This window comes from Nostoc sp. NOS(2021), assembly GCF_017115025.1.
Classification (GTDB): domain Bacteria; phylum Cyanobacteriota; class Cyanobacteriia; order Cyanobacteriales; family Nostocaceae; genus Nostoc.
In genome coordinates this window covers 1-19,668 of the sequence record NZ_JABXKM010000096.1, presented here as the reverse complement: position 1 = coordinate 19,668, position 19,668 = coordinate 1, and the positions used below count along the sequence as shown (strand labels likewise).

The following is a 19,668-nucleotide window of genomic DNA, read 5'->3' as shown; positions in this document are numbered from 1 at the left end:
GTTTTATCATCAGTTAATGTCCTAACCTTCTTGTCCGTTGCTATACCATAATTTATTTTTGCAAGAGGTCTATTGTGAAAGTACCACCGGGTAAACTGAGGAATTATTTTATCTGGTCAGTCACTTACTCACATTTGAGCCAAGCTCCCCGACTTCTTTGAGAAGTCGGGGAGCTTGCTGTGTAGCACATCTATGCGCCCTTACTGATTTTGCGATCGCGTACCCGCCCACCGGAGGCGATCGCTGCTTTAGAATCAGAACTTCTTCACACTGCATCAGCCTGTGTAGTTTCTGAATCCGCGCCCTGCACCTGTTGTATACTCTCTTGTGCCAGAATAGCTGTTGCGTCTAAATTAGGTTTTGGTAGATACTTCATTTCCCAGACTTTGAGCAAAATCAGGTATTCGTAGAATGCCTGCAATGTACACCAAGCAACCCCGGCACGTCCATCTAAACAGCCGCCTAAGATAAAATACATATATACAAACCGTAGCAACGGTCTGGCGGGTAAACGCAAAGACAAATCTTTCAGGGCGCGGCGTCTTTCGATTTCCGATTTGCCAAAGAATAAATCTCGCCAGTTAACCTTTCCCTCTTCTAATTGATACAATGTTTCTTGAGCTTCATCTGTAGAATAACGGTTGTGCTTTTCAATCCAGCGGCTCAAGCCCTTGCTACAAGTGTAGTGTGGGTATGTTTCTTTTAAAAAGCTAGTTGCACCCTCACAAACTTCCCGTTCAGTATGACCATAGTCTGTAAACCACACTTTACCGTGGCGGAAGAGGCGCATTTGGTAACGGGGATACTGTGTGCTGTAGCGAATCCAACGATTCATAAACATGACACGTTCAGCCACGTAGTAACCGATGTAGTCTGGATTCTGACTTACCTTTTCGCATTCCGCAAACAGTTCTGGTGTCATGCGCTCGTCAGCTTCGAGAATATAAACCCATTCGTGCTGCGGGGGGATAGACTCTAACATCCAGGTGCGTTGGCGTCCGTGGCTTTCAAAAGGGTGTTGGACAACGCGGATGGGATAGCGACTGGCGATTTCCACAGTGCGATCACTACTACATGAATCCACAACAATGATGTCATCCGATAGGATCGCCGATTCGATACAAGCAGCAATATCTAGTTCTTCGTTATATGTCAGTATGTAAATTGAGAACATTAGCCAAGTTTTATAGTGATTTTACTCAGTGATAATTGCCTTTTTATTGTTATTAGCTATTAGGCGCATGGCAGTATGAGCCGTCAACAATTTTTGGATACGTCCTGCTGCCATGCCAACAGTGGATTAGCGTGCGGTAGCTCTAGGTTTACCACCTTGTACAGCACCCCTACCTCTTAGGCCTGTCCAGCCAATGATAATGTAACCAATAGACAACAGCAAACTACTAATCCCAATCCGCAGTCCAGACTTCCAAGCAGTATCTTTAGCTTGTTGCTCTGCTTCGTCTCTGCGCTGGCGAAGTTGGCTCAGTTGTTGATTTTTCAGCGTCTGAACATCTGTTTGTTGTTCGATAGCTTTGTCAAGTGCTTGGGGATCTGTTTTAGCCTTCTTCAGTAACTCTTTGATATTTGGGGGAATTTGAGAGCTTTCAAGTGCTTGCTTATATTTTTGGTCATCTTTGAGGATTTCACTAAACTGAGCTTTGGTTTGGTTTCGCAGCTGCTCTAGTTGAGCTTTTCCTTGGTCAGTAGTCAGTTGTGCTTGCAATTGCGATAACCGAGTGTTCAGTTGATTTTCTGCCTGATCTGCTTCTTGGGTGATGCGGTTGAGTGTTTGAGTCTTAGCTTGATTGACGTTATTGAGGTGCAGGGGAAAAATCAGCAAGAACATCAACCCTAAAAGACTTGAGAGGATCAGGGCGGGAAATCTTAAATCGATACCTTGGGGGCGATCGCTTCCGGCATCAGCACTATCAATCGAATAGGCAGCAAACAGAAGCCCCAAACCTACTAAAGGAACAATTCCCCGATCAACTAGCGCTGTTGCTAAGTTGATTTGCCATACCCGATCAGTAGGTTGAAAGGGTAACAATAGAATCAAAAAGTCTACGAAAAAGGACAAAATGCAGATTATTCCAACTACCTTAAGTGTGAGGGTAGTACTCACGGAAGCAAAACGGTTAACCATAGTTTTTCAAACTGGCGGTGAATACGAGTGATGTTCATATTTCAAGCTACTTGAATATTGTGCCCATGACCGTAACTGTTGTGTAGAAACACAAAGCAGATTCAATACTGGTAAAGGCTATCTGCCTCTTGGTTTTCAACTAGGCCACAGTAACATTTGTTATGTGCAGTGTCTTCAGGAAATTCCTAGTATTTGAAGATACGAAGCTCATGCGGGGCTGGAGGAAAAGACTCATTAATTACCCGATCTCCCTTATAGCGGTTCTCAATCGGTCGTAATACAGTCCTTTTGTAGGGGCGCACAGATGTCAACTTCAGCCCTAGCGAATAGAATTCGCGGCTATACAAGCGAAGTCCGCCTGCGCGGACTAAGGAAAAATTGAGTGTTTGAAATCCACGTTCGCGTAGCATTCCGCAAGGAAAGGTGGGTAAAGCCTCGTGTAGACGCGGTTTCTAACCGCCCTTTTAACTATATCTCTCTTATCTCCCTGATTTTTCCATCTCCCCTGCAAAGGCTTGTTCCCAAATCGGCAGATCCTCCGGTCGGTCAACATCAGCTAAAGGCGACAAGTTCACATGTGATAAATTAAGTTTCTGGGCAATGTCCACAGTTTTCTGGAATACTTGAGCAGTTCCCCACTCGATGTTAACGAATAACTCCGGGATGGGTTGGCGCAAACCAATTAAGTAATATCCACCATCGATCGCAGGGCCAAGTACGAGGTCAAAGGCGTGTAACTTTTGAAAGGCTGTTGCTAGAATCTGGGCATTCACTCCAGGACAATCTGTACCGATGATAATTACTTGTTCTGCTCCAGATTGAAAAGCATTTCTAAGCGATCGCGCCATCCGCAAACCTAGATCCCCTTCACCTTGAGACTGGTAAACCAAATCCAACCCCAGCCAGTCTTGCATGAGTTGCGAATCGCCACCTGCAAAGCACACTTCTACAGATATGGCAATGGCTTTTTGCAATTCTTGAACCTGAAATATTGTGTGTTCAGTCATCTGGCGTTGAAGATTGGCAGCACCAACGCTTCCCAAAACAGGTATCAATCGAGTTTTTGTCTTCCCTGGTTCTGGATAGCGAGTGAAAATAATCAGGTGCTGTTTTGGGTTTGCTGGTAAGTTCAGCACGCAATACCTTGTTTGAATCAACAATAAATATATTAATAGCTAATAGCAATACTTGTTATCTTTAGCTGTATTATGCTCCTTTGCCGTTCGCATTTCCCCTAAAATCGTTGAAACAATAACACAACGTTTAGCTTTACCACCAGACTTACTGGATAGCGTGATCCTTCCTAGATCACTAAGGCTTTTAGTGTTACCTTTGTAGTCAAATCTAACTTCTTGTACAGTACTGAGTGACGGGTTAAAGTTTGTCTCAGAATCAAGGCGCACATTAGAATGTAGATTATTCCAGTTAGCAGCAGATGGGTTTACTGTAGCAGGATGAACCGCCCATTGAACAATACCGTTTTGTTCACGAAAACTAGCTTGCCAAGTCAATTTTTCCTTAGTAGCTTGGCTTTTAGCTTGGCGCATAGCAAGGTGAACTTCGCTTCGGGCAGTGTTGAGGCATTGAGTCTCCACAAAAGCTAGCCAGTTGGGTATTCCCAGCGTAGCTAATATACCAATTAATACAACAACTACTAACATCTCTGGTAAGGTAAATCCACTGTTAGAGTGCTTATTCAAAAGATTTTTTGGATTAACTAGAGACGGTAAATACACCTGGATATCCATTTTTGTTTTCTGGTCGTTTTTTAGCTACCCAGATGTTGAGCAATGTTTCAGTTTCTTGGCTTCTTACTTTGCGCCGATTAGTAATACTGTAGAGCAAGGTGGGCAGGATAATAATTATGACAATTTTCAATAACAATTTCAAGGTTAAATTTATATTTTGAAGTCTTGAAGGGTCGTTAAGAAAATACTTCCACATAAATCTAGCAGCTACTAAACCTTTTTGTCGATTAAACGGCTTTTGTAGAGCTTTGCAGGTCAGGTATTTATATAAATTTGCTAGGCTTATATTCCAACTATTTTTAAGTGTCGTTCGCGTAGCGTCTCGTAGAGAAGGTCTTTCCTTGTGGGCTTTCTCAAGCACTTGCAAGCAATATTTTTCCTGCCTGACAAGATTGGAAGAAATTGAATTAGCACTTATGCGATATAAGATTTGTACAGATGGTACACATATAAAATCAAACTTCGAGGCTAATCGCAGCCACATATCCCAATCTTGAGCCGCACTTAGAGATTCGTCAAAGCCACCTAATGTAATTAAAGCTTTTCTACAAATTAAGGGATTGGAACCATTCTCTAGAAAGTTATTTAATAATAATTTTTCATAAACATTTTCATTTACATTAATTCGCTTACCTGAAAGTACAATTTCACTATTTTCATCAATATAATCAGTCCAACTGTAAGCAACTTTTGCAGTAACGTTTTCTTGTAGAGCTTTTAACTGAGACTGAAGTTTATCAGGTGTCCAAAGATCATCTGCATCTAAAAAACTAACAAATTCTCCACCTGCACGGTCTAGGCCACGGTTACGGCTGACGTTTCCACCAGCATTTGAATAGGAAAATACTTTTATTCTTGGGTCTTGGATTTGTGTAACAACTTCTAAAGTCGAGTCTTGTGAACCATCATTAATTACAATTAATTCAAAGTCAGTAAAATTTTGGTTCAAAACAGATTGAATTGTTTCTTTAATAGTTTTTTCGCTATTATAAGCAGGTATAATTACAGAAATTATGGGTAAATTTTCGCTATTTTTAATCATTATTATAGGGCTGCTTTATTTTTTAATCCTCTACCTAAATTACATTTTAAGTAGTAAAAAGGACTCATCATACTAGCCAAGTAAAACTCCATCTCAAAAAGTGCAATTAGATTACTTTTCAATTGCCCTCTATACTTAATCAGGTGCTGTAATACTCGGCGTAAATTCCCTAAAATAGTTTTTACAAACACTATTGGTTTTTGCCAATTTTTAGTATTTATCAAACGTAACTGGAAAATACACAAGCCACAGCCGCGTGCCAAAGTTAGGAGGTAATCTCTCTCAAGTCGCCAATGTGGTATTTGATGATAAGTATGCATAGTAGGGTTATACCAAATTTGCCAACCTGCATAGTGTATGTAAAGCAATGGTTCATAGTCATCACCCTGCACCAAAATACCAGGCAATTTTCCACTTAAAGTAGGCCGTTGTGGTACATTTTCACGCCATACTTGTTTCCTAACAACAAGCGCTGCACCAGGAGGAAGTCTTAAATTATCAGCATCAAACAAATGTGGATTTGGCCCATCTTCTCTAATAGCTAAAAAAGCTTGAATTCTTTCAAAATTTTCTGGCGGTTTTACTTCAAAATCACCATGAATCTGTCCACTCCAAGCACCTGCTTGAGGATGCTCCAATCCAAAGTTATATGCTTCTGCTAACCAATCAGGAGCAGGTAAGTTATCATCATCTAAAAATGCGATTAGCTGCCCTCTGGCTTCACGCACTGCCCGCAATCGTGCAAAAGCGGCTCCCTGTTCGGTTTCTAAAAAATATCTTAAATGACAGTTTCCATCATATATTTTTTGGTAATTTTTGATTATTTCAGATGTATTATCAGAGCTATTATTATCCACAATAATAATTTCCCTGTTAAGTTTTTCTACTCCTGTCTGGGTTAATAACTTATCCAAAATTTTAGGTAAACGGATTGCTCCATTATATGTAGGAATGGCTACGCTAATATCTAAATTTTCAATTGCTAATTCAGTCATAATAGCTAATATTTTGATAACTTATTTTTTTAAATATCCATTTTTCCAAAGATAGAAAGGGCTAATGAAACTACTTAGATAAAGTTCCATTTCGCAAGCAACCACCAAATCTTGTTTTATCTTAGTTCGATACTTGAGGAAATGGAAAGCGATTTTACGCAGATCATTTATCATATAAGATAAAAGAGCAATTGGTCTATATACCTGCTTTATGTTGATCATTCTAGTTCCATAACGGCTAAGTCCAATACCTCTAATAAAGGGAATTAAATAATCTTTTTGTAAACGAAACTCTGGTATTTTGTGATAAACTTCCATTTCTGGGTTATACCAAACTTGCCATCCTGATTTTTGAATATGAGACAACAGTTCTAAGTCTTCACTGCCAATCATATTGCCTTTAAGTCTCCCATTAAAAATAGACTTATCTGGTACACTTTCTAACCATGCTTGTTTACGAACAACAAGTCCGGCAGAGGGAGGTAGTAATTTTTTGGCTGGTTCATATAATAGCGGTAAATTACCTCGCTCTGTAATTGCCAAGAATGGAGCGATTCGCTGAAAGTTTTCTGGTGGTTCTACTTCCCAGTCAGGGTGAATTTGGCTGCCATAAGCTCCCGCTTTCGGATATTTTTCACCAAAAGCATAAGCTGCGGATACCCAATTTGATACTGGGTAGTTGTCATCATCTAGAAAACCGATGAATCTACCTTTAGCTTGTTGCACTGCCATTTTTCGGGCATAAGCTGCTCCCTGTCGCCCTTCAAAGCAATACTTTAAAGGGTAAGGACACTGCCAATTTTGTTGATAGCTTTGGACAACTTTAGCTGTGTTATCAGTGCTGTTGTTGTCTACAACTATAATTTCCCAAGATAAATTTTCGGTGTGAAGTTGGTTTTGTAGTCGTTCTAGTAGTTCAGGCAAACGACTTTCACCGTTATAAGTTGGGATAGCTACAGTAAAGTCAAGGTTTTCAGTCATTTGGCAAAAGTTATATTTTAAGATTTTGATATTTACTCAGTCAATAGCTAATTGGTTACTTAGCTATCAAAGAAATCTATAAAATAATCAAACTGCACCTGATACTTCAATTTTGCTCTCAAAGTGCCGTTTTATGTTCAGTATTATTTCGTATTTTTATAAATTTATTCTATGAAAACTACTTAATTGCATTGAGCGTCTTTTGCTGTTACCATTGCTCCCAAGAGAGTTTTCACAATGACGCATCGCTTTACGCTACTAGCCGATGTAGAATTTGCAGAGCTTGGTACAGCTACCACTATTTTTAACCCAGGTGGATCTGTCGAAGGGGATACAGGTGTTCCCAAGTTATTTGGCAAAGTCAGAGCTCCCATATAGTCAAAGGTAATTTTTGTGGGCGTAATTGAGAGAGGATAGTGTACAGTAGAATCAGTAATACTGGCAGTGTTAACAGCGTTTTCGCCATTGAGATTTGCACCTAGCAGTAATTGATTAGAATTGGCTCCCACATCCGACCCTAATGTTTTCCATGTGCTGATTCCAGCATTAGTACTATAAATAGCAACCTCTACATTTTTGGTTGTGCTATTTTTCTGAAAACTGACACTGTAGCTAAGTTTAGTTTTTTTAGCTTGACTCTGTGCTTCTTGCAGTGCGGCGAAAACAGCGTCGTTAGCCTTATTTACCTGCTGTCGATTTACAAAGGCAAGCCAACTAGGAGCTGCGATCGCTGATAAAATTCCGATCATCAAGATTACTACTACTAATTCTATTAAAGTAAAGCCAGCATCCTGTTGAGGATGAAATCGCTCCTTGGTGTCTTTATTACACATCTTAGTGTGGAATAACTTTAAAATTAGGTTGCTCATAATGCCCCATCATTAGTTGTGCTGTGTATTATCAAGTTTATTTACTAAATAAATATCCATGTCCCTGCACGCGGACATTTGCTGTTGGAAAGTAAGTTTGGTTAGTTGAAGAGTAATCGAAATTGCTAGTTTGTAACCGTGCTAGTGCATTACCTCGTAAAAACACCTGTGCTGTCGTGTTGGCAACATCAACGCAAGTATAGAAGCCCATATAACTACCTGAACTAAGTGTTCCAGTGGGGCAAGTAGGAGGTGTTGAACCAATAGAGGTTTGATCGACATAATCAATTAGTACAGAAGCTTGTTGAGTGTAAGGTGTTGAGGCTGTAGCTGTCCATGAATTCATTTTCTGAGTTAGACCTGCGGCACTTGCTAGATTCAGGTTAAAACGCTGAAAACCTGCATCGGGGCAGTGGCTGGTGTTGTCAATATATTTGTCATTGGGATAGCCAGTACAATTCCCAGTCGTAACAGTACTATCAGTACCACTAGCAGCCAGAACTCCATCGCTAATTTCAAATCTGGCAATACGAGCCGCTTTTGACCAAGTAGTACTACTATCTTTGATTAAATAGTAGGCAACTAGTGAGTAAACAAAAGTGTCATCTTTTTTGTTTGTTGTAGTGCTGATGGAAAGTGTAATCGCACCTGTGAGAAACTTGCGTTTCCAAAACACCAGAATTGGTTGACAAGTAGAAGAATTACATCCAGTAGCGATGTTAGAAGGCGGTATTTGGTCTTTAATTCCTGAGCTTGCTGGGACAGTGTTTGAAGTCTTAGTCAGTGCATTCGTATCATATATGTAGACAGCTTGTTGTAAATCATTGGCGATGTAATCAACTGCTGTCTGGATTTCTTGTTCAGAATTTGCCTTTGCTTGCTCTTTCTGATCTGTACTGAGAATATTAACCATGAATGCTAGCAGTGGTGTAAGCACGAGGAATGCCAGCAATAAGCCTATCAAAAGTTCTATCAGGGTAAAACCATTAACTTGCTGAACAAACTTAGAGCGTTTCAGCTGAATGCTGAGAAGAAATTTGAGTACATTCTTCATAACTACGGTCTGCCCCTTAGAAGATGTTTTAAAAGTATTGAGCGACTAGAAGTCGCTACTACACAACCAAAGTCCACCTCCGTGGACTAATACAAATTCAAGGGTTTGTTAACCTGCGGAGGCAGGTTTTGTCTGTGTAGCCGCGACTTCTAGTCGCCCAGGCGAATTATATTCACTACTACATATCTGGAAAACCTCTCTCCTAAGAGGCTACCGTGTACACACAAGTCAGAAAACCTTATCCAAATTGACTCTATAACCCACAGATTAAAACCTCACCCTCGCTTTACCCAAGGGTAAATCTTTCCCTCTCCTTAGTAAGGAGAGGGACAGGTTTTGCGTAGCATAACCAGGGTGAGGTTTTTCAAGATTTTTGGGTAATTCGATGACTTGTGTGTACACCGTAGCTCCTAAAAGTAAAGAGGCTTTGAATTTTCCCCCTTCCCTTGTAGGGAAGGTGGCTAGGGGGTTAGGTTTCGCGTTGGTTTTTCCACATAACCTGAAAAGTCAGCTTTCAACCTGACTGCACAGGATTAATTACAAGTGTTGTTAGTAGGAGCAGGAGTGGTGCTGCTATAAACAGCAAGACGCTGACACAGAGCATTGAAGGAAGTGTTTTTAGAACCAATTACAGTGGTCATTTCCACTAGTGGGGATTGGCTATTGCCCAAAGTCCCAGTGAAACTGTTTTGTCTTTTATTGTTACTACTGTCGCTAGCATTGACAGCTTTAGTAAAGTCAATATTTGACCCATAAACTCGAATTCCCAAACCGTAACCATCGATTGGCAGATTTGTTGTGGTATCAATTGGGGTACTTCCTGTTCCTATAATTTTTACAGCCTGAATGTAAAATAGGTTGCTTGTACAGTTTGGGGGACTACTAATAGTTAGGTTGTTGTTTGGGTCTTTTGTCACACAATATAACGATGTTAATGCTGTAGATGCTGTAGGAACTGGCATATTTGTGGTGGTAAGTAAATTGTCAGCTAAACTCCTGGTTGCATCGGTTGATTGAAGCAATGTAATAGTGGTAGCAGGAATTGTCACTGCTCCGGTTTTCACACCATCAATGAAAGTTCTGGCAGCTTGTGTGGCTAGTTCTACCCGTTTTGATTGGAGGCGAGTTGCTGTTGCAATCACGATTGTAGGCGCGATCGCTGCCAGTAAAATAGCAACCACGATTATTGCTACCAGTGACTCAATGATCGTGAAACCAGACTCACCAGATGGGTGGATTTGTTGTTGTTGTTTGTGCTTAATCATTGCTAATCACCAGCTTCTGAAATTTTATGATCCGCAAATAGCAGTACTAGGACGCTGATCGGCATCAATGGCATAACTAGCGGTAGTGGCGTCGTATGGGGATTTTCTCGCACATAACAACGTTTGCACCCATGTATCATCTCGACCAACTTCCCGGAAATACTCATTGGGTTTGTTATTTGGCGTTATCGCTAACTTTTGCGAAAATGCATCTGGTGATTGTGACAGCAAGGCGACATCATAACCCCACTGCCGGATGGGAGCTATGTAAAAAGGTACTTGACCACTGCTATTACTAACCGGATATGCTGTAAGAGATGAGCCAATTAAGTATGCAAAAAGTGGTGCAGTAGCATAGGCACTACGAGTTCTTTGGATAAAAGAGCCGTTAATTATAGCTGCAACAGCATTGCCTGTGCCGCCAGTTGGGTTCCAATTTTCTAAGAGGCGCACAAAGTTGTGTAAGCCACCATTATCTTCTGTAGGACGAGCTGGGGTGTCTCCCCCTGCTGCGACTAAGTTAAAGGTGGTAGCTGTTGCTTTTTGCATCCAGAAAGTATCCTGTGTACCGCCAGGACCTATTTTGCGACCGTCAAATGATGCATTTTCATCAAGTCCGACAGGCACTTGAATTTGTAACATTGGCGATAAAGCTGGTTGATCGCTTGTACCTGAGCCTAGAGTAAACATTGGCGGTTGAGTATCGTCATTGGGAGTAGCTGTTCGGAACCATAGAGCGTTATTTGTGGAACGTGGTCTATTGGTAGCGTCAAAACTACTCAGTGGATATTGAGTTATAACGCCGTTGCTCTTGATACCTATAATGGTTGGTTTATTACTACCATCAAGCGCGAGTTGTCCAGATGCAGTACGGAGAAAGGCAACACGGCGAGGATAGCGTAGATAATTAGGATCATTCGGTAATTCTGCTGTTGTACCCGCTTTATGGGTAGCAAGAGCATAAATTCCAGTAGCATCAGAGGCTTTTAGACCTGTTGCTACCTGCCACTCAGTACCAGAATCGCAAGCTGAAACAGGTAGTTTCGGACATACTTCCATTAAATACTCTGGGGCATTTCTCCTTCGCTGGATGGGTGTAACCGAGTTATTGAGGTAAGAACTGTTTTTATCACTACGAGGATAGTAATTATTAGTAGGGGTGTCATACCAAGCAGCATTGACGACATTAGTGTTATTGGTAGCAAACCCATTCTTCTGAAATGCAGTAATAGAAGTGTTATCCCCCAAGTTATTATTCAGGTCATAGTCTCCATCGCTGCGGAAACCCGTCACATAGCTATTAGAAAGAAGTGTGATCGCATCTGACAACACGCTGGCAGGTCGCCATGCGTCCCCAGTGGTACAGTTTGGTAATCTAGGATCACCAGTACGACAAGCAAAGTTTGGATTAAGGTCTGATGCAGTGCGAGAGTAAAAGTCACTAGACGAATAATTAGGACCTAGATTTGTATTGAACTCTTGTCCAGTATGTATATTAAAGTCGCCTTGAATATATACAGGTAAGTTAGAAGCTAGAACCAAGCCTTTTTCTGCATCTCTGTAAGTCTGAACACGCCAGATTGGGTTGCCATTGATTAACATGATGGCGTTGGGACGGCGAGTTGGGTCAAGTATGAAGTCTACAGGGCTACTTGTTTTTTGTGTATCTTTTTTGTTCTGTATTTGTGTAGCCGTGTCTGTTGCTGTAATGCCAGAAGCAGCACTTAAATCCAAAAGTGCATCATCACGAGTAGCGTAAATAATACCGCTATTGGGAATTAAGTATTCTTGTGGTGTTGCCGTGCCATAAGTTGGTACCCGCAACTTACTAATGTCTAATACAGTGGCGCGAATTTCCAGAGGTTGGCGGGTTTCTTTGGCGAGTTCATAGTCTGGAGCCGTGGAACCAGCAGATGCAGGTGGTACGATTGCGACTGTCCCAGTTGCATTTCCATTTACACCATCAGCGTTGGTGAAAGTTTCTACACCAGCTGTTGATACATCTTTATGAATTGCCTTAATCTGTCTGGCATCTAAAAAAGCAGTTTCGTAAATTGCGCCGTGAGGGATGACGCTATTACTTGGAGAGCCGATAGTACCATCTAATATTTGGATGGCACAAATAGCAGCATCAATAGCAGACTGCTGTGAGATTGTCAGAGTCTGAGAGGCAGCTTTTAGTCCCAGAGCAGTTTTTAGTATTTCATTTACCAACCGCCCATTGGGATACATTAAACTAGCTTGGTAGTTTAGTAAATTTAAATAGTCAGAAACAGCTTTTGTTGGAGCTGCGTAGACAATGCCATTATGGGAGTTGCCACCTGTAGCGTTATTAAATGTAAGAGTTGCAAGGTTCTTAGCTGTAGTGCTATTAGTGGGGTCGTAGTAACTACTTATACAAGCAATGGGTGTCGGGGGTGTAGGGGTTGCACCAGTGTAGCTGTAGCCAGTCGCTTGGTAGTGATAAACTGCTGTAGCCCGCATCCGTAAATATGGTTGAGTTGATACTTGGATTGTTGTATAGTCAAAACCGCCTGTTACATCTCTAGCATCAACGCTTGTTCCAACGGTAGCTGTTTCCGAAGGAACTGGCATCATATCTGACCAGATTCGGGTTCCAGCTGTGCTGAAGCTTGGACTACTAACAAATAAATTACTAGGCAAATAAATCCCTGCACCAGTGACTACTCGTAAGCCACCCACAGGAGCGCCGACAGTAGTTGGTACTGTAGCTGCTGCTGATTCCCAATCTCCATCTCGAACAACAGTTCCTAAATCAGCTAGTTGCTGTACACGACTGCTGCGAGTGCGAGTTGGCGTTGACGGGGAATCCCAGTTAATACCTGCAATATTTTGGGTATCTGTGGTAGTATCTGAACCAACAAATGTCGTTCCGTTCCACCACAATTCAGGAAGGTTATTGCCAAGCAAAATGCGATCGCCAACGTATTGTTCTTTACCTAGTTGTTGTTCTGTAGTTGGTTGTGTAGCACTAGGTAGCAGGTTAGAACCACTAATCTTAAGTGTTAAATTGGAATAACCACCGCTAGTTTTACCATCACTAGCTTGAAAGGGATAAACCCAAGTGTCTGGTGGACGGAGTGACTCCCCACTTCCTTGTAGCGGTGTATGAGCAATATCCGTAGCATAAGTTCCTGTTGCATTTCCACCAAAAGCAACTTCACCATAGGGTACACGGCGGGTACGTTGTTGAAAGTAAAGTACTAACTGGTTATTACGGACAGTAGCTAGTTGCGCTGCACTGGCAGTAGATGTGGTTAGATTTAATAGTAGTAGTTGCTGTGTAATGCCATCTTGGACTTCCTGTGGGTCAGTAGATGAAGCGTTAGCCGCCTGTGCTTGCACCAAAAGATTGATGCGCTGTACATAAGCTAGGCTATTGTAGGCAATATTATTCGATCCCTCAGTGACTGATGTGTTAGCGCTAGTATCACCATTTTGAATAGGAGTAACTCCTTGTCCTTGGAATAAATCCACTCCAGTACCGTTACTTGCATTACCAGTGAAACCACCAGCTGCTAAATTGCCACCTACAATAATTTTGGCATTGTCCTCACTGTAGAAACAGGAATATGGACTACTAACCTGATAAAGTCTCACATTATTGCTACCAGTCAGGAAGTTACTATTAGTCAAGATCCGTCCATTTAGGTTAAATGTGGTACCAGGGGTAAGTTCTATATCATCGTTATAAACCACCGCATTGTTAACTAGCGGTAGTTGTACACGGTCTTGTTGATATTCTAAACTTGAAAAACCTTTATTCCCTTTAAAAGTTTCGTAATTACCAGTCACTGCTGTGTTAGTGATGGGAACATTAGCAGTGTAGACAAAAAAGCTTTTTTGGAGCTGACTAGCAATACTAACCCAGCCCGAACTCCCCACCAAAGTAGCACTTGTTGCCACACTATTTTGACAAGCGCTGCTTACACTACCAGAAGTCATGGGCGGAGTTCTTGCCTCTAGAGGATTTCTAGGGCGGCTGTATGTGCCACTAGTTACAGGCGGAGTTCGGAAGTAAATTCCATAAAGAGTATAGGAGTCAAATTTACCATTATTATTTGTATCAATGGGGAACATCCATGCAGTTGCCAAATCTGATGGCTGACTTTCTCCTGTTGGTACAGTTGTATAGTTATAATGTACTTTTAGTGGAGTTTCGTCTCCAAAAGTATATTGAGGCAAATTAACAGTACTACTTAAGGTACTCTCTAAAACTGAATCTGAAGGTACGGCTCGTGGTAGTTGGCTGTCAGTAAATAGCTTGTTTAATTTTGCTCTAGCTCTGTCAAGGGCTGGTGCTGCGGCGTTAAGTACAGCCTCATTCACTCGGACATTACTGGCATTTTTGGAGCGTTCAAAAGACCGAAATAAAATCGCAGTAGTCAATAAGACGACTACTATTAATACCATTGATACTGTCGGCAACAGAAACCCAGCATTCTCCGAGCCGCGTCTTCTTCGAGTGCCAGAAATAGTCCGCAGTAGCCAAATGATTTGCTTGTTAATTGCAGATAAAAACTGCTTGCTAATTTGTCTAAAGGTTTTTTGAATTACCTTGAATAGCTGACGTTTTCGAGACATAGCTGCTTCCCTGTCAAGTGGTTTTTAGCGGATTTTTGATTTTTTATCAAATTTGGTAATTGTGCCTAGAAATTAACTTTTTAGGCAAAGGATGAAACTATATTTATGTAACTACTGCATCTGGTTTTCCTAACTTCCAGATCAAGTAGCTAAAACAAAAGACAATTTATTAAAGTTATATCATTTATGACTTGTTCATCTTATCCGGTAAATACTGATTTTTTGAGAATTCTTTAATCCAATTCCAGAAACAATAAGAGCATGATTTCACAGTAAATTTGCGGAAATATATTTTATTTGAAGGCGAATTTATGAAGATGTTGTTAGCATAGCAAGCTTATAATACCCACCTGTTATAGGAAAGATATCAGTTGGGTGCAAAATAATCAGAGGTTCGGCTCAGATTCGCCGGGCGTCTGGAAGTCGCGGCTGCACGAGACAAAACCCACAAGAAAAGCGACGGGCTGAACGTTTAGCAGAGCAGCTACGCGCACTTGGTATCAAGCCTGATTTTGGTGATGAGGAAGATTAATTAATTTTATCATTCAGGTTTAATCCTGCTCCCCTCTCCTTAATAAGGAGAGGGGCTGGGGGTGAGGTTCAACTACTATCCCCTTAAATTTCGTATATTCTCAGCAATACTTTCCAGCACCCCAGACAAATTAGCATATACATCATTATTCCTAAATCTAATAAACTTAATTCCTGCTGATTCAATAAATTCTTGTCTTGCCTTATCGTATTCAGCAGCACCTTCTTCAAAATGGCTTTCACCATCAATTTCTATAGCTAACTTAAATTCAGAACTATAAAAATCCATAACAAACTTATCCACACTATATTGTCTGCGAAACTTGCAGTTTTCTAGCTGTCTATCTCTTATTTTATCCCAAACAAGTTTCTCGGCTTTTGTGATATTTTGGCGTAATAGTCGCCTTTTTTCTGTTTCACTATTTTTGTTATAAAGTTTAGTCATTTTTATTTCCGATTCCAGTCCCCTCTCCTTAATAAGGAGAGGGTTAGGGTGAGGTTATTGTCTAGCCTACAAGATAATAACCTCACCCCGCCCTTCGGGCACCCCTCTCCTTATTAAGGAGAGGGGAAAGATTAGGCGCTGAAGTATTTTGCTAGTGGATGGTAAGCAACAATCGCAGTGGTAGACTGTTCTGGATAAAGTTGTTCACTTTCATCCATATACAAGTTAATTCTGTCAGTCTGCAATAACTCCAATTGCTTATACTGGTCTTGGATATTTGGGCAAGCGGGATACCCAAAACTATACCGTGAGCCACGATAGCGTTGTGCCAATATATCCCGAATATTGTCGGGTTCTTGGGCAGTAAAACCTAACTCTCGGCGAATTCTGGCGTGTGTCCACTCAGCAATCGCCTCCGCCACCTGCACCGCCATACCGTGGAAATACAGATAATCTGTGTATTGGTTATTGCCAAATAGCTTTTGAGCGAACTCTGTTGCAATCTCTCCTACAGTCACCGCCTGCATCGGGAAGACATCAATAATTCCCGACTCCTTTGGTGCAAAGAAATCTGCTATGCACAGCCGCCTTAAGGACTTCTGTCTAGGAAACTCGAAAGTTGCAACCTGTTGTGATTGGTTCTCTGAGTCATATATATGTAGAGAATTTCCCTCAGACTGACAAGGGAAATACCCATAAATCGCCTGGGGATGCAACAAATTCTCCTCAATAATCCGCTGTTTCCAAGTTTCTAAAACTGGGTACACTTTCTCAGCTAAGAAAGCCTGGTATTCTTCCTTAGATTGTTCCTTTGGCTTGCGGAATTGCCACTGTCCAGCAATCAATGCTTGTAAATCTAAATGCCAGAATATTTCCTCAATGGGAATATCACTAGGCTGCAATAACTGCGTTCCCCAGAAAGGCGGTGTCGGGCGTTCAATATCTATCGCTACAACATCAGAACGCCTCGTATCCACTTCTTTTAGTTCCGCAGATGTTGTTTCTTCAGCACTTGTAGTTTTTGGTTCTTTGTGACCATTCGTCGAAACTTCAGCAGTTTCGGCAAATTCATCCAAAAATCCCTGCAAATCTTCCCAGTTACCAGCGGCCTTTGCTGGCATTAATTTATCCATGAAGTGCAAGTCAGAAAAGGCATCTTTGCCATAAACAACTTTACCTTTGTAGGTTTTTTGGCAATCTTCATGCACAAATTTGGGAGTCAGCGCCGCACCGCCTAAAATCACGGGGACGGTAATTCCTTTTTCGTTGAATATTTCCAAATTCTCTTTCATGAAGGCGGTGGATTTTACCAGCAAACCACTCATGGCAATACAATCAGCTTTGTGCTGTTCGTAAGCTTTGATGATGTTTTCCACCGGCTGTTTAATTCCCAGGTTAATTACCTTGTAGCCATTGTTGGACAAGATGATATCTACTAAGTTTTTACCAATATCATGGACATCACCTTTCACCGTGGCAATAATAAAGCTTCCCTTGCCATTGTTGCCTGATTCTGACTTTTCCATGAACGGTTCTAAATACGCAACCGCCGCCTTCATGGTTTCCGCAGATTGCAAGACGAAGGGTAACTGCATTTGTCCAGAACCGAATAATTCCCCGACAACTTTCATGCCATCTAGCAAGAAGGTGTTGATAATTTCTAAGGGGGGATATTCTTCTAGGGCTTTTGTGAGATGTTCTTCTAAGCCAATGCGTTCGCCGTCGATGATATGGCGTTTGAGACGTTCTGGGATGGGGAGACTTTCATCTAAGGAGCGATCGCGTTTTGTTGTTACCCCGGCAAATACTGTGGTAAGCTCACCCAAGGGATCATAAACGCAGACGTTACCCTCAAACTTCCGCTCGTCATAAATCAACTGGCGACAGATTTCTTGATGGCGTTCCTCAATCTTAGAGAGCGGTAAAATCTTGTTAGCGCTGACAATGGCTGCATCCATTCCCGCTGTCGTCGCCTCGTGCAAAAATACCGAGTTCAGCACCATGCGTGACGCTGGATTCAAGCCAAAGGAAATATTGGAAACACCTAAAATTACATGACTTCCAGGCAATTCTTGACGAATGCGGCGGATAGATTCAATTGTGGCTTTGCCGTTTTCTCGGTCTTCTTCAATCCCGGTGGAAATTGGTAACGCTAGGGTATCAAAGAATATTTCTGTGGGTGGTATGCCATATTCTACAGCTTGACGGTATGCGCGTTGTGCGATCGCAAACTTTTTGTCTGCTGTCCGCGCCATCCCATCTTCATCGATAGTACCAATGATTACACCAGCACCGTATTTCTTCGCTAACTCCAGCACTTTCAAAAAGCGCGGTTCCCCATCTTCGTAGTTGGTAGAGTTCAGCAAGCACTTACCACCGGCAACTTTTAAACCCGCCTCCATCTTTTCCCATTCGGTGGAGTCAAGCATTAAAGGCAATGTCACATTATTAACAATGCGCGAAACTAATTCGTGCATATCCCGCACACCATCGCGTCCTACATAATCCACGTTGATATCGAGGATATGTGCGCCTTCTTTTACTTGCGCCCTCGCCATTGAAACGAGTCCATCCCAATCTTCCGCATTTAGCAAATCGCGGCACTTCTTGGAACCACTGGCGTTGAGACGTTCGCCGACAATCAAGAAGGAATTATCTTGATCGTAAGGCTGAGTGGTGTAAATTGATGCGGCTGCGGGTTCTAAACTTGGGTGTCTAACTTTTGGTTTCAGGTCTTTAGCAAGTTCTGCCAATTGTTGAATGTGTTCTGGACGTGTCCCACAGCAACCCCCGATCACTTGGACACCCAAATCTTCAACAAAATGCATCAATGACATCCGTAATTCCAACGGTGTCAGGCGGTAGTGCGCTTGACCGCCGACGTTCTCAGGTAAACCCGCGTTAGGAATACAGGAAACGATGAAAGGTGAATGTTCTGCCAGATACTTGATATGTGGTTTCATCAAGTCTGGGCCTGTGGCGCAATTCAAACCGAGAATGTCAATTGGATAAGGTGCCAAAATTGTCAGTACAGCACTGATTTCTGAACCTACCAACATTGTGCCCATGCTTTCCATTGTCACAGACACCATCAACGGCCGGCGATCGCCTTTTTTGGCAAACACTTCTTCAATGCCATTCAGCGCCGCCTTAATTTGCAGCACATCTTGGCAAGTTTCCACCAGGAATAAATCGACACCACCATCCCACAGCGCTTCTGCTTGTTCGGCAAAAGTAGCTTTCATGGTGTCAAAGTCAATATGTCCCAAGGTAGGGAGTTTCGTTGTGGGGCCGATGGAACCTGCCACAAACCGGGGTTTTTCTGGCGTGGAAAATTCCGCCGCGACACGCTTGGCCAATTCTGCGGCTGTCCTGCTGAGGTAGTAGGCTTGGTCTGCTAAGTCATATTCTGCCAGCACCAGGGAGGTACTGCCAAAGGTATCGGTTTCAATGACATCAGCACCAGCCGCGAGAAAGTCACGGTGAACCTTAGCGACAGCTTCGGGTTTCGTGTGGACTAAGTATTCGTTACAACCTTCATACTGTGGGCCGCCGAAGTCTTCAGCAGTCAGGTTTTGGGTTTGCAGGTTGGTTCCCATCGCCCCGTCGAATACGAGGACTGGGCTATCTGGACTACGCAGGCGTTCAAGGAAAGGATGAGTCATATTTTCCGAGAGGAATTTGGGTCAGCCGTATAATATTCGACTTACTTTATTATTTTCCCAAATTGTGATATTTTTGGCACCTTTTAATAAAGTCTGTTTTACTGAAACTCACCATTAGCTCGTTTTGACCTGATTTCTCAAGATTGGCGATGACAAAATTATCCAAAAGCGCCCTCATGTCGTGTCGCTTGATTGGTTATTAAACTCGAAGAACCCCAAAGAGCCAAAGCTACGCTTTGTCTTCCCTAAGAGCTTGCAGCTACGGTGTAAACACAAGTCTGAAATAGCTGATTAACCAAGGTTTTACCCCACCCTAACCCTCCCC

Annotated in this window: 14 protein-coding genes; all 14 read right to left on the bottom strand. The window is 42.1% G+C overall.

All coding sequences use genetic code 11. The features are described from left to right. Positions 1-120 precede the first annotated feature (120 nt). Positions 121-276: a hypothetical protein gene (locus HWQ41_RS11760; RefSeq protein ID WP_292762821.1), complete on the bottom strand. Its 156-nt coding sequence runs from the start codon at positions 274-276 to the stop codon at positions 121-123. Beyond that, positions 266-1,174 carry a glycosyltransferase family 2 protein gene (locus tag HWQ41_RS11755; RefSeq protein ID WP_292762818.1) on the bottom strand — a complete coding sequence of 303 codons (909 nt, stop codon included), beginning with the start codon at positions 1,172-1,174 and terminating at the stop codon, positions 266-268. The genes HWQ41_RS11760 and HWQ41_RS11755 overlap by 11 nt, the downstream gene beginning before the upstream one ends. Positions 1,175-1,300: 126 nt before the next feature. Beyond that, entirely contained in the window at positions 1,301-2,143 is an 843-nt protein-coding gene (locus HWQ41_RS11750; RefSeq protein ID WP_292762817.1) for an HpsJ family protein, read from the bottom strand. Between the two features lie 479 nt (positions 2,144-2,622). Beyond that, a complete protein-coding gene (locus HWQ41_RS11745) occupies positions 2,623-3,279 on the bottom strand; it encodes a TIGR04282 family arsenosugar biosynthesis glycosyltransferase (RefSeq protein WP_292762815.1) in 657 nt (218 codons plus the stop codon). 39 nt (positions 3,280-3,318) lie between these two features. Further along, entirely contained in the window at positions 3,319-3,891 is a 573-nt protein-coding gene (locus tag HWQ41_RS11740; protein ID WP_292762814.1) for a type II secretion system protein, read from the bottom strand. After that, on the bottom strand, positions 3,857-4,933 hold the full coding sequence (locus HWQ41_RS11735) for a glycosyltransferase (protein ID WP_292762812.1): 1,077 nt from the start codon (positions 4,931-4,933) through the stop codon (positions 3,857-3,859). The genes HWQ41_RS11740 and HWQ41_RS11735 overlap by 35 nt, the downstream gene beginning before the upstream one ends. A gap of 2 nt (positions 4,934-4,935) precedes the next feature. Further along, positions 4,936-5,928: a hormogonium polysaccharide biosynthesis glycosyltransferase HpsE gene (hpsE, locus tag HWQ41_RS11730; RefSeq protein WP_292762810.1), complete on the bottom strand. Its 993-nt coding sequence runs from the start codon at positions 5,926-5,928 to the stop codon at positions 4,936-4,938. Positions 5,929-5,949: 21 nt separating this feature from the next. Then, positions 5,950-6,909, bottom strand: a complete 960-nt coding sequence (gene hpsE / locus HWQ41_RS11725) for a hormogonium polysaccharide biosynthesis glycosyltransferase HpsE (protein WP_292762807.1) — start codon at positions 6,907-6,909, stop codon at positions 5,950-5,952. A gap of 182 nt (positions 6,910-7,091) precedes the next feature. Further along, the gene (locus HWQ41_RS11720; RefSeq protein WP_292762804.1) at positions 7,092-7,778 is read right to left on the bottom strand and encodes a Tfp pilus assembly protein FimT/FimU; all 687 of its coding nucleotides are present in this window, start codon (positions 7,776-7,778) and stop codon (positions 7,092-7,094) included. 37 nt (positions 7,779-7,815) lie between these two features. Further along, positions 7,816-8,832, bottom strand: coding sequence for a hormogonium polysaccharide secretion pseudopilin HpsC (gene hpsC, locus HWQ41_RS11715; RefSeq protein WP_292762801.1), 1,017 nt, complete (start codon positions 8,830-8,832; stop codon positions 7,816-7,818). Positions 8,833-9,365: 533 nt separating this feature from the next. Continuing rightward, positions 9,366-10,097, bottom strand: coding sequence for a hormogonium polysaccharide secretion pseudopilin HpsB (hpsB, locus tag HWQ41_RS11710; RefSeq protein WP_292762799.1), 732 nt, complete (start codon positions 10,095-10,097; stop codon positions 9,366-9,368). A 24-nt stretch (positions 10,098-10,121) separates the two neighbouring features. Next, positions 10,122-14,702: a hormogonium polysaccharide biosynthesis protein HpsA gene (gene hpsA, locus HWQ41_RS11705; RefSeq protein WP_292762797.1), complete on the bottom strand. Its 4,581-nt coding sequence runs from the start codon at positions 14,700-14,702 to the stop codon at positions 10,122-10,124. Between the two features lie 607 nt (positions 14,703-15,309). Beyond that, complete coding sequence (locus HWQ41_RS11700) at positions 15,310-15,678, bottom strand: endonuclease domain-containing protein (protein WP_292762795.1); 369 nt, start codon at positions 15,676-15,678, stop codon at positions 15,310-15,312. A 131-nt stretch (positions 15,679-15,809) separates the two neighbouring features. Further along, positions 15,810-19,343, bottom strand: a complete 3,534-nt coding sequence (metH, locus tag HWQ41_RS11695) for a methionine synthase (RefSeq protein WP_292762793.1) — start codon at positions 19,341-19,343, stop codon at positions 15,810-15,812. Between the last annotated feature and the right edge of the window lie 325 nt (positions 19,344-19,668).

What these genes read in the sequence shown, in the direction of transcription:
- HWQ41_RS11735 (WP_292762812.1), bottom strand. Translation starts at nt 4,933, where the DNA reads ATGATTAAAAATAGCGAAAATTTACCCATAATTTCTGTAATTATACCT.
- hpsE (WP_292762807.1), bottom strand. Translation starts at nt 6,909, where the DNA reads ATGACTGAAAACCTTGACTTTACTGTAGCTATCCCAACTTATAACGGT.
- hpsA (WP_292762797.1), bottom strand. Translation starts at nt 14,702, where the DNA reads ATGTCTCGAAAACGTCAGCTATTCAAGGTAATTCAAAAAACCTTTAGA.
- HWQ41_RS11750 (WP_292762817.1), bottom strand. Translation starts at nt 2,143, where the DNA reads ATGGTTAACCGTTTTGCTTCCGTGAGTACTACCCTCACACTTAAGGTA.
- HWQ41_RS11760 (WP_292762821.1), bottom strand. Translation starts at nt 276, where the DNA reads ATGCAGTGTGAAGAAGTTCTGATTCTAAAGCAGCGATCGCCTCCGGTG.
- HWQ41_RS11740 (WP_292762814.1), bottom strand. Translation starts at nt 3,891, where the DNA reads ATGGATATCCAGGTGTATTTACCGTCTCTAGTTAATCCAAAAAATCTT.
- hpsB (WP_292762799.1), bottom strand. Translation starts at nt 10,097, where the DNA reads ATGATTAAGCACAAACAACAACAACAAATCCACCCATCTGGTGAGTCT.
- metH (WP_292762793.1), bottom strand. Translation starts at nt 19,343, where the DNA reads ATGACTCATCCTTTCCTTGAACGCCTGCGTAGTCCAGATAGCCCAGTC.
- HWQ41_RS11700 (WP_292762795.1), bottom strand. Translation starts at nt 15,678, where the DNA reads ATGACTAAACTTTATAACAAAAATAGTGAAACAGAAAAAAGGCGACTA.
- HWQ41_RS11755 (WP_292762818.1), bottom strand. Translation starts at nt 1,174, where the DNA reads ATGTTCTCAATTTACATACTGACATATAACGAAGAACTAGATATTGCT.
- HWQ41_RS11720 (WP_292762804.1), bottom strand. Translation starts at nt 7,778, where the DNA reads ATGAGCAACCTAATTTTAAAGTTATTCCACACTAAGATGTGTAATAAA.
- hpsE (WP_292762810.1), bottom strand. Translation starts at nt 5,928, where the DNA reads ATGACTGAATTAGCAATTGAAAATTTAGATATTAGCGTAGCCATTCCT.
- hpsC (WP_292762801.1), bottom strand. Translation starts at nt 8,832, where the DNA reads ATGAAGAATGTACTCAAATTTCTTCTCAGCATTCAGCTGAAACGCTCT.